19 protein-coding genes are annotated in these 19,508 nt (G+C 37.8%); all 19 read right to left on the minus strand.

What is annotated here, in order from left to right; genetic code table 11:
* Positions 1-142: 142 nt before the first annotated feature.
* Entirely contained in the window at positions 143-1,093 is a 951-nt protein-coding gene (gene whiA, locus MHB53_RS10770; protein WP_340917999.1) for a DNA-binding protein WhiA, read from the minus strand.
* A gap of 28 nt (positions 1,094-1,121) precedes the next feature.
* Positions 1,122-2,105, minus strand: coding sequence for a gluconeogenesis factor YvcK family protein (locus MHB53_RS10775; RefSeq protein ID WP_340918001.1), 984 nt, complete (start codon positions 2,103-2,105; stop codon positions 1,122-1,124).
* Entirely contained in the window at positions 2,105-2,995 is an 891-nt protein-coding gene (rapZ, locus tag MHB53_RS10780; RefSeq protein WP_340918004.1) for an RNase adapter RapZ, read from the minus strand. Before rapZ ends, MHB53_RS10775 begins: the two co-directional genes overlap by 1 nt.
* A 620-nt stretch (positions 2,996-3,615) precedes the next feature.
* The gene (gene trxB, locus MHB53_RS10785) at positions 3,616-4,563 is read right to left on the minus strand and encodes a thioredoxin-disulfide reductase (RefSeq protein WP_340918006.1); all 948 of its coding nucleotides are present in this window, start codon (positions 4,561-4,563) and stop codon (positions 3,616-3,618) included.
* 133 nt (positions 4,564-4,696) lie between these two features.
* Positions 4,697-6,211 carry a tetratricopeptide repeat protein gene (locus MHB53_RS10790; RefSeq protein WP_340918008.1) on the minus strand — a complete coding sequence of 505 codons (1,515 nt, stop codon included), beginning with the start codon at positions 6,209-6,211 and terminating at the stop codon, positions 4,697-4,699.
* Between the two features lie 272 nt (positions 6,212-6,483).
* Positions 6,484-7,017, minus strand: coding sequence for an acyltransferase (locus tag MHB53_RS10795; protein ID WP_340918010.1), 534 nt, complete (start codon positions 7,015-7,017; stop codon positions 6,484-6,486).
* Positions 7,014-7,667 carry a pyrophosphatase PpaX gene (ppaX, locus tag MHB53_RS10800; protein WP_340918013.1) on the minus strand — a complete coding sequence of 218 codons (654 nt, stop codon included), beginning with the start codon at positions 7,665-7,667 and terminating at the stop codon, positions 7,014-7,016. Before ppaX ends, MHB53_RS10795 begins: the two co-directional genes overlap by 4 nt.
* Positions 7,667-8,605 (minus strand): nucleoside recognition domain-containing protein, encoded by a 939-nt coding sequence (locus MHB53_RS10805; protein ID WP_340918015.1) that lies wholly within the window; start codon positions 8,603-8,605, stop codon positions 7,667-7,669. The genes ppaX and MHB53_RS10805 overlap by 1 nt, the downstream gene beginning before the upstream one ends.
* 27 nt (positions 8,606-8,632) lie before the next feature.
* The gene (lgt, locus tag MHB53_RS10810; RefSeq protein ID WP_340918018.1) at positions 8,633-9,445 is read right to left on the minus strand and encodes a prolipoprotein diacylglyceryl transferase; all 813 of its coding nucleotides are present in this window, start codon (positions 9,443-9,445) and stop codon (positions 8,633-8,635) included.
* 44 nt (positions 9,446-9,489) lie between these two features.
* Entirely contained in the window at positions 9,490-10,419 is a 930-nt protein-coding gene (gene hprK, locus MHB53_RS10815) for an HPr(Ser) kinase/phosphatase (protein ID WP_340918020.1), read from the minus strand.
* A 289-nt stretch (positions 10,420-10,708) separates the two neighbouring features.
* Positions 10,709-11,065 carry a phage holin family protein gene (locus MHB53_RS10820; RefSeq protein ID WP_340918023.1) on the minus strand — a complete coding sequence of 119 codons (357 nt, stop codon included), beginning with the start codon at positions 11,063-11,065 and terminating at the stop codon, positions 10,709-10,711.
* Between the two features lie 15 nt (positions 11,066-11,080).
* A complete protein-coding gene (locus MHB53_RS10825; protein ID WP_340918025.1) occupies positions 11,081-12,247 on the minus strand; it encodes a DUF4097 domain-containing protein in 1,167 nt (388 codons plus the stop codon).
* Between the two features lie 304 nt (positions 12,248-12,551).
* Positions 12,552-15,440, minus strand: coding sequence for an excinuclease ABC subunit UvrA (gene uvrA, locus MHB53_RS10830; RefSeq protein WP_340918028.1), 2,889 nt, complete (start codon positions 15,438-15,440; stop codon positions 12,552-12,554).
* A gap of 7 nt (positions 15,441-15,447) precedes the next feature.
* Positions 15,448-17,427, minus strand: a complete 1,980-nt coding sequence (gene uvrB, locus MHB53_RS10835; RefSeq protein WP_340918030.1) for an excinuclease ABC subunit UvrB — start codon at positions 17,425-17,427, stop codon at positions 15,448-15,450.
* Between the two features lie 175 nt (positions 17,428-17,602).
* Positions 17,603-17,845 carry a DUF2164 family protein gene (locus tag MHB53_RS10840; protein WP_340918033.1) on the minus strand — a complete coding sequence of 81 codons (243 nt, stop codon included), beginning with the start codon at positions 17,843-17,845 and terminating at the stop codon, positions 17,603-17,605.
* 14 nt (positions 17,846-17,859) lie between these two features.
* On the minus strand, positions 17,860-18,087 hold the full coding sequence (locus tag MHB53_RS10845; protein WP_340918035.1) for a hypothetical protein: 228 nt from the start codon (positions 18,085-18,087) through the stop codon (positions 17,860-17,862).
* A complete protein-coding gene (locus MHB53_RS10850) occupies positions 18,071-18,610 on the minus strand; it encodes an RNA polymerase sigma factor (protein WP_340918037.1) in 540 nt (179 codons plus the stop codon). The genes MHB53_RS10845 and MHB53_RS10850 overlap by 17 nt, the downstream gene beginning before the upstream one ends.
* On the minus strand, positions 18,594-18,971 hold the full coding sequence (locus MHB53_RS10855) for a hypothetical protein (RefSeq protein WP_340924625.1): 378 nt from the start codon (positions 18,969-18,971) through the stop codon (positions 18,594-18,596). The genes MHB53_RS10850 and MHB53_RS10855 overlap by 17 nt, the downstream gene beginning before the upstream one ends.
* A 292-nt stretch (positions 18,972-19,263) precedes the next feature.
* Positions 19,264-19,503 (minus strand): CsbA family protein, encoded by a 240-nt coding sequence (locus tag MHB53_RS10860; protein WP_340918039.1) that lies wholly within the window; start codon positions 19,501-19,503, stop codon positions 19,264-19,266.
* Between the last annotated feature and the right edge of the window lie 5 nt (positions 19,504-19,508).

Consider the following 19,508-nt stretch of genomic DNA (forward strand, 5'->3'; position numbering starts at 1 on the left):
TGAACTCGTTCAGCAAGCTGAAACATCGTGGAATCTGGTGGGAATTCTACCTACCCGACCTGATTGGTAAATCCCATCTACGCTTTGCGGGGTCCTAAACCCTAAAGAAAGACCAGGATAAATTCATTCAAATTATATTTCTCTAGGTTATCGAAGATTCATCCCCAGCCCGAAGCTTTGTAGCGATTTCATCAATTTTTCGCAACCGATGATTAATACCTGATTTACTAATCGGACCACTTGAAAGCATCTCACCTAGTTCTTTTAAGGTAACATCCTGATGTTCTACTCTTAATACAGCAATTTCTCGTAGCTTATCAGGCAAAATATCAAGTCCAGCTGACGCTTCTATATAGCGGATATTTTCAACTTGCCTTAATGCAGCACCGATTGTTTTATTTAGATTGGCTGTTTCGCAATTTACTAATCTATTTACTGAATTTCGCATATCTCGAACAATTCTAACGTCTTCGAATCTAAGCAATGCATTATGCGCACCGATCACACTGAGAAACTCTGTGATTTTTTCGGCTTCCTTTAAATAAGTAATAAACCCTTTTTTCCGCTCTAACGTTTTACTATTTAATTGGAAGTTATTCATTAATTCACATAATGATTCATTATGTGAATGATAAAGTGAAAACACCTCAAGATGATAGGATGATGTTTCCGGATTATTTACCGAACCTCCAGCAAGAAAGGAGCCCCGTAAATAGGATCTTTTGCAACATTTCTTTTTAATCAAGCTCTTATCTATATCATGAATAAAAGACATTCCTTCTCCAAGAATATGTAGATCTCGAAGCATTTTCTCCGCATCCTTTTTTAATCTGACAATGTAAACATTGTTTTTTTTCAGGCGCATTTTTTTCCTAACGAGCAATTCAACGGTTGCGTTATACAGCTTTTTAAGTAGAATATAGATTCTCCGTGCAATCGCAGCATTCTCAGTCTGTACATTTACTACTAATATTCTATTAGAAAATGACAAAGATCCGTTCATACGAATCAAAGCCGATAGCTCCGCTTTTGCACAGCAATCTTTCACTTCTACGTTCGTAAGCTCTTTTTTCGTTTCCGAGGCAAACGACATCTTTCCTACCTCCTAACAATTACGACTATTACGTCTGAGCGATGTGGTCTGTGTCTCGTTCCAGAAGTGAATAGAGGATATTCGCGACTTTTTCAGTATCATGTCGGATGTAACCTTGATCAAAGCTAATGATTTCATCATGAATGACTTCCATTCCAAGCGCAACCAGTCGATCTACATCAAATAGTACTGGCTTGGCTTGCTCCTCTTTATAGCGATTTTGCAATTCAATCGGAACTGCTTCATTATTCACTAAAATAATATCTATGAACGGGCATAGCATATGACTATAAAGCGCATCAATATGATGACTAGCAGTAAATCCAAGCGTTTCTCCAGCTTGCGTCATTAAATTACATATATATACTTTCTTCGCCTTCGCCTTACATACTTCCTCACCTAGGCCTGGAACAAGTAGATTTGGCAAAATACTAGTATAAAGACTACCTGGTCCAACGACTATTAAATCGGCTTCCCTGATCGCCCTAATTGTTTCCGGTAATGGCTGAATAATATCTGGTGTTAAATAAACCCGTTTTATTTTTTTACCAACTGTTGGGATTTTGGATTCTCCCGACACGATTGATCCGTCTTCCATTTCTGCATGAAGAATTACACTTTGATTGGCTGCGGGTAATACCTTACCATGAACATTCAACACCCGACTCATTTCATGGACAGCATGAACAAAGTCACCAGTAATAGAGGTTAGCGCAGCTATAATCAAATTGCCTAAAGAATGTCCCGAAAGTTCATTAGTTGTCTTGAAACGATGCTGAAACATTTCTTCAACTAATGGTTCTACGTCAGACAATGCTGCTAAAACATTCCTAATGTCACCAGGTGGTGGAATTTCCATTTCCGATCTTAATCTTCCAGAGCTACCTCCGTCATCAGCGACGGTTACAATTGCGCTAATGTCGACTGGGAATTTCTTTAACCCTCTCAAAAGGACAGGTAACCCAGTTCCACCACCTATCACGACAATTTTAGGCTTCACATCCTTCTTCATTAGGCCAATTCCTTTCTTTTCTGGATATCACGATGCGTTACTTGAATATGATATTCATTTTCATAGAATTTCCCAATATATTCAGCGAGTGCGACAGATCGGTGCTGTCCACCTGTACATCCGATAGCGACGACGAGTTGACTTTTCCCCTCGCGTTTATAGTGAGGGAGCATAAATGATAATAGATCCGTTATTTTCGCAAGGAACTTTTGTGTATCATGCCATTTCAACACATAATTGGATACTTCCTCTTCCAAACCTGTCTTAGGTCTCATATGGTCAATATAATGTGGATTAGGCAAAAAACGGACATCAAAAACAAGATCTGCATCGATAGGAATGCCATGTTTAAAACCAAATGACATCATATTCACTGTAAAAATAGATTGTTTATTTGCCGAAAATTCCATAAGTATTTTCTCTCTTAATTCTTTAGGCTTCATATTAGATGTATTATAAATAAGCTTTGCTTGCCCTTTTAATTCTTCTAGTAGCTTTCGCTCTTGATTAATCCCATCAAGCGGTAATCCAACAGGGGCTAACGGGTGAGTACGTCGTGTTTCCTTATATCTACGAACTAGCGCCGCATCATCAGCATCGAGAAACAAGATTCGTGGGGTTACCCACGTAGAATCCCCAAGCTCTTCAACGACACGTAAGAGCGTATCGAAGAAATCTCTCCCACGTAAATCCATTACAAGTGCTACTTTATTCATTTTATTTCCTGATTCCTTCATTAACTCAAGAAATTTCGGCATGAGTGCAGGAGGTAAATTATCGACACAAAAGAAACCCAAGTCTTCAAAACTGTGGACCGCAACCGTCTTTCCTGCCCCAGACATCCCCGTAATGATAACCAATTGCACTTCTTCCGTAACACTAGTATTCATAATCTTACACCCCTATTCCTATTTATATATTCTTTTCATTATTATTTAAATTACGTTCTTAACATTATACTATTTTAAATTGTATTTAAACAGTTCTTCTACCTTGTTCATCATTTGAAGCATCTTTTTATTAGCTTATTTTTCTTTACAATAAAAAAAGCACAGGCTTTTGCCTGTGCACCAAGAAAGGGATATTGTATAAAAAAGGGGGTCAATATCTCATGTTTATACTGTACCCTAATTTCATTTCAACACTGTTACAATAGCATTAAAATGAAATTACTTTTAGGCCAGGCCCACACGACGTGGGTCACACAGGCGTTGCCACACGACGTGGCGTCCTTAGCCTCTGTTCCTTATAAATAAGTGGCGTCTCCCCAAGTACTTAGCCTGTGTTCCTTTAAAACCAAGTGTATCTCCCAAGGTCCTTGGCACGTTAAAAATAAGTGCTATTTCCCCTATTCGTGCTAAAAACCAATGTATTTCCAAAGTACTTAGCCTGCAATCTTTCAAAAGGCTAAGTGCTATCTCTCAAGTCCCTAGCCTGTGTCCTTTAATAACTAAGTAATTATGATTCCTAGGCTAGTATTCCCGTGTATACCAAGGACACTACAACGTTCTTACTGAGTTTGTAATTGCTCCATTAAACTTTCAATATATATTTGAGCGCTTTGAGCAGCAATACTTCCGTCTCCCGTTGCAGTAACGATTTGTCTAAGTAATTTATCGCGCACATCTCCTGCAGCAAAGATGCCAGAAGCATTTGTTTCCATATTCTCGTTTGTTACAATATAACCCGCTTCATTCGTGATTCCAAGATGAGTGAAAGGCTTAGTTAATGGGTCCATTCCAATATAGATGAATGCTCCATCTGCAGCAAATTCTGTTTCTTCTCCCGTTTCAGTAGAAACAATTGTAGCAGAACCAACCTTGCCATTTTTTTCATTAATTTCTTTTACTGTATGATTCCAAATAAAATTAACTTTTTCATTTGCAAAAGCGCGGTCTTGAAGAATTTTTTGTGCACGAAGCTCATCTCTACGGTGAATAATTGTCACTTTATCAGCAAATCTTGTTAGGAACACTCCTTCTTCAACTGCTGAATCGCCGCCACCTACTACTATAAGCTCTTTTCCTTTAAAGAAAGCACCATCACAAACCGCACAATAAGAGACACCACGGCCTGTAAGGTCTTGCTCACCCGGAATTCCCATCTTACGGTATTCAGCACCTGTTGTGATAATAATCGCCCGAGCTTTATATTCTTTTGCTCCAGCTTTTACAATTTTAAATTCCTTGCCATCAATCACATCTTTAATATCTCCGTAGGCATATTCCGCACCAAATTTCTTTGCGTGTTCAAACATTTTCGTCGATAAATCAGGACCTAATATATGCTCAAATCCCGGATAGTTTTCCACATCAGCCGTGTTTGCCATCTGTCCACCCGGCATTCCACGTTCAATCATCAAAGTAGATAAATTCGCACGTGATGCATATACAGCAGCTGTCATACCAGCTGGACCAGCACCAACAATAATCACATCGTAAATTTTTTCTTCCGTCATTGTTACAACTCTCCTTTATAAATAAAACGGCTTTCGTCAACATAGGAATGCTGCTTCAGGCCGCTATCAATGATAATTATTATGCCACTACTTATATCGTATTAAACAACTGCTGTTCCGTCCAAGAATATGCTCATTTCCAATACTTTTCTAATAATTGAATATACTTTCTTAATGTTGACAGTGAAGTACCACATTCATCTGCTATTATTTTTTGTGATTTTTTATTTTCTTGATCACGAAGCCAAATGTATTCCATTGCAGCTGCAATCGCATGAGGATTATTAAAGTGTTCTCCAGCTTTTAAAGCATCCACAAAAATAGAAAACCACGTTAAAATAAGGTCGTCAGCTTTCTTTCTATCATAATTGCATTTCTTATACAATTTCAACGCGACTTCATGTCCTTTTTCCACTAGACCATCTGGATCAATTTTTTCTTTTGTGTTTGATTGGATGATAATTGCTAAATAAATTTTTTCTGTTAATGAAAATTCATCCAATGGTTTAAATTCATCGTGCGTGATCAACTCTTGTTTTCGTCCAGATACCCCAATTAGAAAAATGGCGTACAGTCTTTCTCTCAAACGATCACTACGTAGCATTTTCATAATGGAAGCATCATCATCTATTTTTCTAATATATGTTTGTTGAACTTCTTTCCAAGGCTCCGTTACGGCCCTATCAGGATTCATCTCTGCCAATTGTTTCCATGCTCGTTGTGCATTTGCAGGGTTCCCAGTAAAATGTGCTGCTCTTGCTAGCCAATAATAATAACCTGCATCGCCTTCATAGCCATGCTTCTGAATATGACGTAGCCAATAATATGCTATGTCATATTTACCCGCTAGTGCGAATGTTGCCCCCAATTTATATCGATGTTCCATGGAGATTGGTTGAACTTTTTCTAGGGCTGAAAGCAGTGTATTTAATTCGTCTTCTTTTCTTTCATAAAATAAAAAGATAACTAAATTACATAATGCGTGTAAGTTTCCTGGATTTTTTTCCAAAACCTTTTCCAAAATCCCCAATGCTTTACCAGTTTCCCCTTCATAGAAATATGCTAGGGCAAGATTATTATATGCAGGCCAAAACTCAGGATTGTCCTCCACTGCTTGTTCAAGCATCTCAATCGCATGATTAAAATCTCCCGCTTCTAATAACTGGCGAGCAACTTCCTGTTGATTTGCTAATGACTCCTGCTCTTCAAGTTCATCTAAATCCTCATCTTCATTTATCCCCATCAAAGCAAGTAGCTCTTCCGCATCTTCCGAAAACTCGCCTAGTTGGTCTAGATCGAGATATAGCCGTGCGTGTTTATAAGCTTCAGTAAAAAGACCAAGATGAGCATAATTGTTAGCCAAAAAGTAATGGCATTCAGTCATTCGCTCGTCAAGATCTTTAATTACTTTATGCAATAATGCGTTTGATTCAGTGTATTCGCCTTCTTCTGTGTAGATTAGTGCTAATTGGCATGCAATCATTGGCTCGTCAGGTTCTAGCTCCCATGCTCTTATTAAATACTTTTTCGCTTTGCTTAAATCATATCGGTCATACGCTTTAATTCCTCTATGGTAATAATATTCTCCAGTTGGTACAAACGGAAAAATATTTGATTTCTCATACTTTAGTTTTGATTCTTTAACCATCGAATTCCTCCGTCGTCATCTTCCATTGTCGCTTTTTGTAGTATATCATACTAAATTGCGCGTTTATAGCATAAAAAAGTGGAAGCTGCTTGTTCAGGGACGTATGTACAAGCAGGAATTTTATGTTAGTTCCTCACGTTCTATGACAACATCAATGAAACCAACATGATATATTCCGAGGTGGTTGTATGAGACATACACTTCGTCCGACAAATAGCTACTTCAATAAATTTTATAAAAGTTTCTTTCAAAAAAACCTGATAATTATTTCATCAGGTTTTTTCTCCATATATAGGATCACTTTTCCACTTTTCTGCAAGTTCTTCTTTTGTATAAATAATTCGCATCGGATTTCCTCCAACAAACGTTCCAGGAGGCACGTCTTTATTTACAAGTGTACCAGCTGAGACAATAGCACCATTGCCGATCGTGATTCCAGGCAAAATGGTAGAATTCGCTCCGATCATCACTTCATCACCAATGTTTACTTGTCCCAGTCGATATTCTTTAATTAAATATTCATGTGCTAAAATTGTCGTATTATAGCCAATCACCGTGTTTCGGCCAACAGAAATTTTCTCTGGATACATGACATCAAGCATAACCATTAGTGCGAATGACGTATGCTTGCCAATCTTCATATGTAAAAACGTCCGATACATCCCATTTTTTATACTTAAAAAAGGTGTATATCTTGCCAGTTGAATTACGATAAAATTGCGAATAACCTTCCAGAACGGTACCGTTTTATATACATGCCATAAAGAATTTGCTCCCTCTACTGGAAACCGCTCTGTTTTCCTCATTTGTTGTCTACTCCGATAATTTCGAGTAAATCAGCCATTTTTTCTAACATATAATCAGGATGAAATTGCTCTAAGTATTCTTTTCCTTTTAAGGACCATGAAACACCACATGTATATGTACCAGCATTTTTCCCGCCCAATATATCATGATGATTATCACCGATCATCATTGCCTCTTTCGGAGTTGAGCCTAATGCCTTTAAAGCTTTTTCTAACGGTTCGGGATCTGGTTTTGCTCGCTCGACCTCATCAAGACTAATAATCACATCGAAAAACTGGTCAAGCTTTGTCAACTCTAATCCTTTAATAACGGTATCTCTCATTTTGGTCGAGACAATAGCTAATTTAAAGTTATTTTCAGAGAGAGTTCGAATCGTTTCAAACACACCGTTGAATTCTTTTACTAGTAAATCATGCTGAGCTAAGTTATATTTCCGATATTCTACGATCATTTCTTCCGTTTTCTGTGGATCAATTCCGTTAAATGTAACAACCAATGGCGGGCCTAGAAAAGGAAGTACATCCGCCCTTTCAAAACGATTTGGGTAAAATTTCCCCAATGTATGTAGAAAAGACGAAACGATTAATTCATTCGTGTCTATTAATGTTCCATCAAGATCAAACAATAAAGTTGTAATTCGTTTATCCATTATGCTACATTCCTTTCTTCTGTCAATTTAACTCGCTTCCAAACCGACGCCACAAGTAAGGTTAGTAAAATAGCTGTTACAAGCCTGATAACCAGGAGGGGCAATACCGGTATACCGAGCGGAATAAAAATAAGAGTATCCTCCACTACTGCGTGACATGCAACAAGGAAAATAAAAGCAAGCGTAACATCCTTTTTGCTTACCCCATCTTCTTGTACAGCTTGTATCATCACGCCAGCACCCATGGCAAGTCCGAAAAACAGCCCTGCAGCCATTGTTGTTGATGTATTTTCTTTCATTCCTAATAGTCGTGTGAATGGCGCTAACCACTTTGAAAAGATTGACAGCCATCCATAATCTTTCATTAACTGGATGCATACCATAAGCGGAATGACAATTACAGCTAATTGAGCAACTCCTAGCAAGGCTTTTTTAAGTCCGACTGCCGCAATTGCAGTCATTCCTACAACTTGTTTTTCATTGACTGGAATTATACCATACTGCGCAATTTCCTGTCCGCCACTCCAAACTAAATTAATCAGCACAGCTGACAGCAGTGCCAATCCAACTCGAACAGCCACAATGATCCAGATTTTCACTCCTACTTTAATCGCAACAGCGGATTCGATAAATAAATTATGCGAAAATGACATCATCATTGCGATAATAAACACTTCTTTTACCGATAATTCAACTGAAAATATCCCTGCAATTCCTGCATATAGATTCAGAAAGTTTCCAAGTACTAATGGAATAGCAGCATCTCCCGATAAGCCTAAAAGGCCCATAACTGGCTCTAATTTATTAATGATCCACGGTAAAATTGGCGTGTGTTGGAGCATAACTACGATCAATGTAATAGGAAAAATAACTTTTCCTAATGTCCATGTCGTTTTTACCCCCGTTACTGCTCCATTTTTGATCGAGGACTGCCACATGATGAATTTCTCTCCTAATAATTACATTTATTTATCTAGATATTTAGCTGTGGCAAGCCCTAACTTTCTTCTATAGACCCAAATAGCCGATGCAATGACTATTAGAATAAGCGAAATGACTTGAGCGATACGCAAACTATCTGTAAGCATTAAGCTATCTGTTCTCAAACCTTCAATAAAAAAGCGACCAACCGAATACCAAATAACATAACTTAAAAATAATTCTCCACGGCGTAAGTTAACTCTTCTCAATGCAATTAATATAGCAAACCCAATAATATTCCAAATCGATTCATATAAAAACGTTGGGTGATAATAGGCGCCATTAATAAACATTTGATCAATAATAAATTGCGGAAGGTGCAAGTTCTCAAGAAAAGCTCTTGTCACTTCTCTCCCATGTGCCTCTTGATTAATAAAGTTCCCCCAGCGGCCAATTGCTTGGCCAAGAATAATGCTCGGAGCAGCAATATCTACCACTTTCCAGAATGAAACACCCTTAAGCCTTGTAAAGATGACGGTCGTAATTACAGAGCCAATCAATGCTCCATGAATGGCGATGCCACCTTCCCATATTTTAATAATTTCTCCAGGATTTTGTCCGTAGTAGTCCCATTGAAAAATAACATAATAAATTCTTGCAGAAATAATAGCAATAGGAATAGCCCAAATCATTAAATCTGCAAATAAATCTTTATGTAACCCTCGTCTATCACTTTCACGTATAGCGACATATAACGCAAGTGCAATTCCTAGTCCGATGATGATACCGTACCAAGCAACTGACACAGGACCAAACTTTATCGCAACTGGATTAATTGGGGTAATTCCAGATTCCATCTATTTCACTCCATTCAAACATTTTATCATTTATTTATTGTTTATTAGTCATTGTCACCATCACGGATTACTTGATTAAGGCGTTCCGTAAATTGCTCCGCAGCATTCACACCAAGTCTTTTTAGTCTAAAATTCATCGCTGCAACTTCAATAATAACTGCTAAATTTCGACCAGGACGAACTGGTACGGTTAATCTGGTTATATCCGTATCAATAATCTTCATTTTTTCTTCATCAAGGCCAAGTCGATCATAATGTTTATTTTGGTCCCATGATTCCAAATTAATTGTTAAAGTAATACTCTTACTAGGTCTTACCGCTCCAGCTCCAAATAATGTCATTACATTAATGATTCCCAAACCACGAATTTCTAATAAGTGTTCCAGCAGCTCCGGAGATGTTCCAACGAGTAATCCCTCATCCTCCTGCCGTATTTCTACACAGTCATCTGCGACTAACTGATGTCCGCGCTTGATAAGCGCTAGTGCAGTTTCACTTTTACCTACACCACTTTGACCTGTAATTAGAACACCTATACCATATATATCTACTAGCACGCCGTGAACCGCAGTAGTAGGAGCTAATCTACCTTCTAAATAGTTTGTTAGCCTACTAGAAAAACGAGTGGACTTCATTGTTGTGCGCATAATTGGCACAGAATGGCGCTCAGAAGCCTCTATTAACTCAGTAGGAATGTCTAACCCGCGTGTGATTACAATTCCAGGCGTCGTTGCATTACATAAAAGTTCCATCCGTTCTTGTCTCTCATGCCCTGTCATTTGTGCGATAAAGCTACTTTCAGATCTACCCAATAGTTGCACTCGTTCCGCTGGATAATAATTAAAGAATCCGGAAATTTCCAAACCAGGTCGTGAAATATCACTTGTCGTAATCAGTTTATGAATTCCTTCCTCACCGCTAATCAATTCCAAATCAAATTGTTTAATAATATCTTCTGTTCGCACTTTCGCCAACAAAATCACTCCCCGTCCTCTATATATTGAAAAGCTATTAACCTTTGGGTTATTACATTCATTTTTCTATTTTAGCACTTAATAGCTTTGAAACTCTACCTTTCATTTTCAATCTTTTAAAACAACATGAAGAAAAGCACAAGCGCCTTCCTCAGCTCCACAAGTACAATTGTAAATATCCTTTAAAAGATTTATGCCTTCCAAAGATAGTCTTATACATTTAAACGATGGTAATGCTGACTTTTAAATAACGAAAAAACCCGCTCAGTTTTCACCGTGCGGGTTGCTTTTATTTTTTTGTTTTTGGTTCTATTACTGTTTTTTGGATGATTAGATTAATAACTGACATCAATATCGCAATCAATATTGCTAATCCAAAACCAGATATTTCAAATTTACTTCCCATTAACGCATCAGTCATCCATAACGTGATGGCATTTATAACAAACAAGAACAAGCCTAAAGTTATTATAGTAACGGGCAATGTTAAAATAATAAGGATCGGTCTGACAAGCATATTTAAGATCGATAATACGAGGCTCGCTGCCAATGCTGCCCCAAAACTGGATACTTCAAACCCTTCGAAGAATCCAGCAAAAGCAATAAATAATAATCCATTGATCAAAATACCAAGTAACCATTTCATTAATAATTCACCAGCCTATAAACTCTCACTATGCCTAACAAGTACTGACCCTGTCTTTGTGTCTGCAAGCAGACGGATAACCTCTTCATCACTTCCTGGTCGCTTGAACTGTATTTGCTTTTGAACAATTTCTTTCTTTTCATGTGAAACATTGATGCCTTCAAGGTCAAGCTTATAACTACCTAGATTAGAACGCACATCCCCGTCAATCGTAGCTCCCTCTGGGACATATATATTAATATTACCAGTAACTACTTTTGCTTCTATTCTTTTTGCACCTGTCTTAGGTAATGTACATGTAATATTACCATTAAATGACTGAAGTTCAGCTACCTGAAAAATTCCGGAAACATCGACTGTGCCATTTACTGTTTCAGCTTCAATTTCATCTACTTTCGAATCTTTCACATTGATTTGACCATTCACCGTATCTACTTCGAATTTTTTACCTTCCAATTTTGCTAGTTCCACTTTTCCATTCGTTGTTTTCACAGTTAATAATTCGGATTGGATATCTTCACCTGTAAGTCCACCGTTAAAGATTCTAATTGTTATTTTCTTATATTCCTTTTTAGGAATATAAACCACCGTTTCTACTCTCATCCATTTTGATTGTGTAGCAAAGCATAATAATCCATTTTCAATGGAAAAGATTGTGTTATCAAGAAAATATTTCCTCGCCTCTTCTCTGTCATCTGAACGATATACCTTTGCTTGACATTCAATCCGAACATCAGCTTGATCCCAAGCAACAATCCTCATTGGACCATTAGCTATATCTATGTCTATTTTTTCAATTTCATTATCCGTTTGTTGAAACGTATGCGGAATATCCACAGATTGATTAAACTGAAAATCAATATGTTTAATTTTATGGAGTGCATTGTTTACAAAGTCAAAAATCCGTTCGCCTGCATTCTCAAGCTGGGAATAAAAAGTATCATCCTTTTGATTTTCAGACGATTGTTCACCATTGGATTGAGAATTATCTGAAGTTGATTCTTTTTTGGTATCTGTCTTATTTGTCTCCGCACCAGTATTTTCATCAACCTTTTTATCACTTTCACTAGGTTCCTGCATCTTTTCATCTTTTTCAAGTGCTTCAAGTAGGATAATCGCTTCTTGAGCGGAGAGCTTTCCGTCCTGAACTAATCCCAATATTTTTTTTCGTTCTTCATTCATTTCGCTTCCTCCTCTTAAATGAAAATATAATCCTTTTGAAAACAAATAAGATTTTCCTTATCAGGCTTCAACGGACACGACGATAATAGCTATTCAAATACAGGCAAGACGCCTACTATCCAGTGGAGTATTCCCTCATTTCAATATTTCTTGACCAAGAGCATAATCAATGTAACGTATCAAGATGGCAAGTTTAGCCTTCTTAGATAAAGGAAAATGATTGTGGGCTTCCACTTTTCTTATCGCCTACATAAATATACGGATACAGAGCGGTAATAGTTTCATTTTTTTATACAAGCACGTTTTATTGCTTCACATACTCTGCTATAATATTTTCTTGTTTTGATAATCTTTTTTTCATTCGTGCTCTGTCACGCTCTAAAATTGGCTTCAAGTATTTTCCTGTATACGACACAGGACTTTCTGCGATTTTCTCGGGCGTACCTTTCGCAATTATCATCCCACCCTTATCCCCGCCTTCGGGTCCAAGGTCTACTAAATAATCAGCGGTTTTTATCACATCTAGATTATGTTCAATCACAAGTACTGTATCTCCATTTTCCACAAGCCTTTGCAAGACTATAAGTAAACGTGCAATATCATCAGCATGTAGTCCTGTTGTTGGTTCATCCAAAATATAAAGTGAGCGGCCATTTGAACGACGATGTAGCTCTGAGGCTAACTTTACCCGCTGTGCCTCCCCACCTGATAATGTTGTCGCTGATTGTCCTAGCTTCATATAACCTAGGCCAACATCAAAGATTGTCTGAAGTTTACGTTTGATTTTAGGTATATTTTCAAAGAAAACTAGCCCATCCTCAATCGTCATATCCAATACATCAGCAATATTTTTCCCTTTATATTTTACTTCAAGGGTTTCGCGATTATACCTTTTACCATGACACACTTCACAAGGGACATACACATCTGGCAAAAAGTGCATCTCAATTTTGATAATACCATCGCCCCGACATGCTTCGCAGCGACCACCTTTTACATTAAAACTAAATCGACCTTTTTTATAACCACGTACTTTTGCCTCGTTAGTTGATGCATATACATCCCTAACATCATCAAAAACACCAGTGTATGTCGCGGGATTGGATCTTGGCGTTCTGCCAATTGGTGATTGATCAATATCGATCACTTTTTCCAATTGTTCAATTCCTATAATTTCCTTATGTGCACCTGGTTTTGCCTTTGCTTTATTTAACTTTTGCGCTACTGCTTTATGCAAAACCTCATTAATCAAAGTACTTTTACCTGAACCTGAAACACCAGTAATAGCGATAAACATGCCCAGTGGCAATTTCACATTTACATTTTTTAAATTGTTTTCTTTTGCCCCTTTAATCTCTATATATCTTCCATCAGCTTTCCGTCGTTCTGTTGGAAGCGGAATAAACTTTTCACCAGATAAATATTGGCCTGTAAGTGAATTTGGATTGTTTGTAACATCAGCAGGCGTCCCGCTTGCGACAACTTCTCCACCATGCACTCCAGCTCCAGGACCAATATCAATCAAGTGGTCAGCAGCCAGCATCGTATCTTCATCATGTTCGACAACAATTAGTGTATTCCCGATATCTCTCATGTTTTTTAATGTACTAATCAATCTGTCATTATCACGTTGATGCAAACCAATTGATGGTTCATCTAATATATAAAGCACACCCGTTAGACGTGATCCAATCTGTGTAGCAAGACGGATTCTTTGTGCCTCTCCACCTGACAAAGTACCCGCAGCACGACTTAATGTTAAATAATCCAGACCTACGTTAATTAAAAAGCCAATTCGTTCATCAATTTCTCTTAAAATCAACCTCGCAATTTGCATTTCCTTTTCTGTTAAATGTAAGTTCATAAAAAATTTCGAAGCCTCGACAACTGAGAGCTCAGTAACCTGACTAATATGTCTGCCTTCCACTTTCACGGCTAAGCTTTCTTCTTTCAGTCTGTATCCTTTACAACGCGGACAAGCTTGCTGTGCCATATACTTTTCCATCTGTTCGCGGATATAGTCAGAACTTGTATCTTGATATCTGCGTTCCACATTGCGCAATACACCTTCAAATCGGATATTACTTTCACGAATTTGCCCAAAATCATTTTGATAGCGGAAGTTAATTGTTTTTTCGTTCGATCCTCTGAGAATTATATCGATCTGATTTTTGTCTAGGTCCTTCACTGGTACATCAAGCGGAATCTTAAATTCCTTACATATCGCTTTTAATAATTGCGGATAATATTGAGAACTAACAGGCACCCAAGGTAATATAGCACCTTCCTCAAGCGTGAGGCTCCAATCTGGAATTACCAGTTCGGGATCTACCTCGAGCTTTGAGCCAAGACCATCACAGTCCGTACACGCGCCAAATGGGCTATTAAAAGAAAACATGCGAGGTTCCAATTTATCGATCGAAAAACCACATTGTGGGCAAGCGTGATTTTGACTAAATAATAATTCGCCTTCGCCAAACACATCAACAATGACTTTTCCATCCCCTAATCCAAGCGCCGTTTCCAAGGAGTCAGCAAGACGTGATTCTACACCATCTTTAATTACTATCCGATCAATGATCACTTCAATCGAATGCTTTTTGTTTTTATTCAGTTCTATTTCATCATCTAAATCAACCACTTCACCATTAACACGTACACGAACAAACCCTTGTTTTTTTATATCTTCCAATACTTTAGCATGTGCCCCTTTACGGCCTGATATTAACGGTGCAAGTATTTGGAGCTTCGTGCGCTCAGGATAAATCATTATTCTATCTACCATTTGTTCGATTGTCTGAGAGGTGATTTCTATACCATGTACAGGACAAATCGGTCTCCCCACTCGAGCATATAACAACCGCAAATAATCATAAATCTCTGTTACCGTTCCAACAGTCGAGCGCGGATTCTTACTTGTCGTTTTTTGATCTATCGATATGGCTGGTGATAATCCTTCGATTGCATCGACATCTGGTTTGTCCATTTGCCCTAAAAATTGTCGAGCATAGGCTGATAGAGATTCCACATAGCGACGCTGCCCTTCTGCATAAATCGTATCGAATGCGAGCGAAGATTTCCCTGATCCAGAAAGTCCAGTAATAACGACGAGCTCATCTCTTGGAATCGTGACGTCAATATTTTTCAAATTATGGGCTCTTGCGCCCTGAACAATTATTTTATCTAAAGCCATCGCTTACTCATCCTTCCGCTTTTAACTCTAAAATGGCGTCACGAAGCTGTGCAGCGTGTTCAAAATCAAGCGCTTTTGCAGCTTCCTTCATTTCTTTCTCCATCGAAGATATTAGTTTTTCTCTTTCTTTTTTCGTATATTTCTTAGGTTTCCCTTGTGTCGTATATTCAGACCCATCTTCTGCAGCAACGGTCGCTCTAATAACATCACGAACTTCTTTTTGAATGGTCATTGGTGTGATGCCGTGTTCAATATTATAAGCTTCCTGAATGGACCTACGTCGTTTCGTTTCGCTTATCGCCTTTATCATTGAATCTGTCATTTTATCTGCGTACATAATAACTTGACCATTTGCATTCCGTGCAGCCCTTCCGCTCGTTTGGATAAGAGAGCGCTCTGAACGTAAGAAACCTTCCTTATCAGCATCTAAAATTGCCACGAGAGATACTTCAGGAATATCCAATCCTTCTCTTAAAAGGTTAATACCAACAAGTACATCATAGTGACCAAGTCGCAAATCTCTAATGATTTCAATTCTCTCCAGTGTTTTAATGTCTGAATGTAAATACTGGACCTTTATTCCGACCTCTTTTAAATAATCCGTTAAATCCTCAGACATCCGTTTCGTCAGTGTGGTGATTAATACGCGCTCATTACGTGATATTCTTTCATTAATTTCTCCCAATAAATCATCAATCTGACCTTCGATCGGACGGATATCAATTACTGGATCAAGCAAGCCCGTAGGACGAATAATTTGTTGAACCATATCTGGTGTATGTTCAAGCTCAAAGGGACCAGGCGTGGCAGACACAAACATAATTTGATTAATATGTTTCTGAAACTCCTCAAATTTTAACGGTCGGTTATCAAGTGCTGATGGCAATCGGAAACCATGGTCGACAAGTACCTGTTTCCGCGCTTGGTCCCCATTATACATTCCACGAATTTGTGGTAACGTTGCATGTGACTCGTCTACAACGATTTGAAAGTCGTCTGGAAAATAATCTAATAATGTATATGGAGTGGCCCCGGCTGGTCTTAATGTTAAATGTCTCGAATAGTTCTCAATGCCTGAACAAAAACCCATTTCTCTCATCATTTCTAAATCATAACGCGTTCTTTGTTCCAAGCGTTGTGCTTCCAATATTTTATTGTTTTCGCGCATGATAAGAAGTTGTTCATCCAGTTCCTTTTCAATATTTTCAATCGCAACTTTCAATTTATCTTCACGTGTAACGAAGTGAGATGCCGGGAAAATAGCAACATGTTCACGTTCACCCATTACTTCACCCGTTAGCGCATCTACTTCCCTTATTCGGTCAATATCATCTCCGAAAAATTCTACACGAATACATTGTTCATCACGAGAAACTGGAAATATTTCTACTACATCTCCACGAACACGAAAAGTCCCGCGTTGAAAATCAATGTCATTGCGGGCATATTGAATATCTACCAACTTTCTTAGTAGCTGGTTCCGTTCAATCTCCATTCCCGTCCGGATGGAAAGAACATGTTCTCTATATTCTTCTGGAGAACCAAGACCATAAATGCATGAAACACTAGCGATTACAATTACATCTCTGCGCTCAAACAAAGAAGATGTTGCAGAGTGACGTAATTTATCTATTTCATCATTAATACTGGCATCTTTTTCAATAAATGTGTCTGTCTGCGGTACATAGGCCTCAGGTTGGTAATAGTCGTAATAGCTGACAAAGTACTCCACAGCATTATTCGGAAAGAATTCCTTGAACTCACTATACAATTGTCCAGCAAGCGTTTTGTTATGTGCGATAACAATCGTCGGCTTATTTATATCTGTAATTACATTAGAAATCGTAAATGTCTTCCCAGTTCCTGTAGCCCCAAGCAAAGTCTGATATTTACGTCCTTCGTTTAAGCCTTCAATCAGCTGCTTAATTGCTCTCGGCTGATCGCCAGCAGGCTGGTAACGTGATACAAGTTCAAATTGATTTTCCAAGCGGACAGCCTCCTATATATTTCTTTCTATTTCGAAATAAACCATCTATATACATCCTTGGTAAGTCGATTATTTTATAAACGTCTTTATACTTATTTTACCACAAAGGACATAGATAAAACCACCAAAAGACGAACAAACTTTCGGTGGTTTTTTTATGGCATAGTTATAAAGTTTAATTTTGCCTCTCAAGTGCATATAAATCTTCTTCCAACGTCTGCATTCGCTGTTCCGCAATTTCACGCGCATCACGAATAGCTTCATTATAAAATACAGGCCCAAGCCTATCCTTAATAAAATCAAAACATATTTCTGCGGCGATTTCTCCAATCTCCTCTCCACGTTCTTCAAGAAAATAGGTTTGAATTTCACCGATCATTTGTCTTTTCTTTTCTGCTGATAGCTTTGGCATTAACATATACATTGCTCCTTTTATAAAAAAAATAGCGGTAAAATGGATGCGATGGTAATAAAAATCGGGAGAAGTTGCATGAGTACCATTCCTTTTCTAGTTAACTTAAAATTAGTAGTCGGAAATGGTACTTCTTCGAACAACCAATTTGCCAGTCTTTCGATCCGGGATTTTCTTATCGGGAATTCTGGGACATCGACATGGAATCCTTTCAGTTTTTCATACAATTTTTCATCCTGATTCTTCATCATTTTCCACCTCTAAATCTGCTTTCAGTTTCTTCAACGCATGGTGTAACCTCGACTTTACAGTGCCAACTGGTATCCCTAATATTCTTGCAGTTTCTCTTTGTGTCAAATCATGATAAAACGATAGAATAATAACAGCCCTCTGTTCATCTGACAATGATTGAACAGCTTTTTGAACCAAAAGTTTTTCTTCCAACGCGAAGGTATGCGGGCTTTCGGCAGCTAAAAATGGTAGTATTGCCTTGAATTTTTGACGCCTCTTTAATTTTGTCATCATTGTATTATAAGCAATTTGAAAAAGATATGTTTTAAAATTCCCTTTTTCTGGAATGTAAAGATAATTTTTCTTCAGCAGTTTTTCGAATGTATCTTGGACAATATCAATGCTAAATTGACGATCATTAGAGTAGCGGTATACAAATCGATATATTTGATCTTTGTACATGAGATAAATTGCGTCGATCGATTGCAAACTACCATTTGAATCCACCTTAATATATGCATTATTATTCTTGTAACTCATTTGGCCACCGCTCTTTTATTCCCCTGAAGACATAGGTGAGTTTTGTAATCAGCCATATAAAAGTAATTAAACTAAACACAAAAGTTTGATGGATGAAATATTGGATGATCGGACTATTAATCGTATCACCTCTCAACAAAAAAATGAGTAATCCTGTTATATTGAAAAATGTATAAACGGCAGAAAACACTATGATCGTGTCCCACCTAGTCCAACGAAAATATATATCGGTTTTCGTAAAGTCAATCTTTCCCCATTGATCACGGATAACCTTTTTATTCATCGGAACGATGACCAAAGCAAAAATAAAACCAACCACACCAGCAACAATGCTACTAATAACCCAGCCTATAATCGGCATTTCCAACACCTTCCTCCACTTCTATTTACTAAGTTATACTATTAGCAAGGGGAAATGGTTCATTTATAAAGTGCTTTTTATATCCGATAGCCGTTAAAACAAATGAAAGCGCCAGTTTAGCGATGTATAAACTACGCACAGGAAATGGAAGTTTTAGACTAGGAGCTACTATTGGTACAAGACAAACGAAACATGTTAGGCCTTTATGAACCGATTTTGACTTATTGATGTTTGCTGACGCTGAGATACCCGTCTTTTTAAAAAAATGCCCCATGATACAGATTCAATCTGCTCATGAAGCACTTTTGTTTTTTCTCTTCCTTTTCATTTCATTAACAAAATACAGTCCAATCGTAAGCGATGCAGCTTCAATCACAATTAACCACCACATATTGATATATCCTTTGTAGGCAGATACTAAGATTAATGCTACAGTGAGCAAAAAGCCGACAATCTGACTATAGGTAATTCTTGTAAAAAAGATAATTAGTAATGCAGGTAAGAATATTGCAGATAATACTTTGTCAATCATTTCTT

This window comes from Bacillus sp. FSL K6-3431 (assembly GCF_038002605.1).
Classification (GTDB): Bacteria; Bacillota; Bacilli; order Bacillales; family Bacillaceae_C; genus Lederbergia.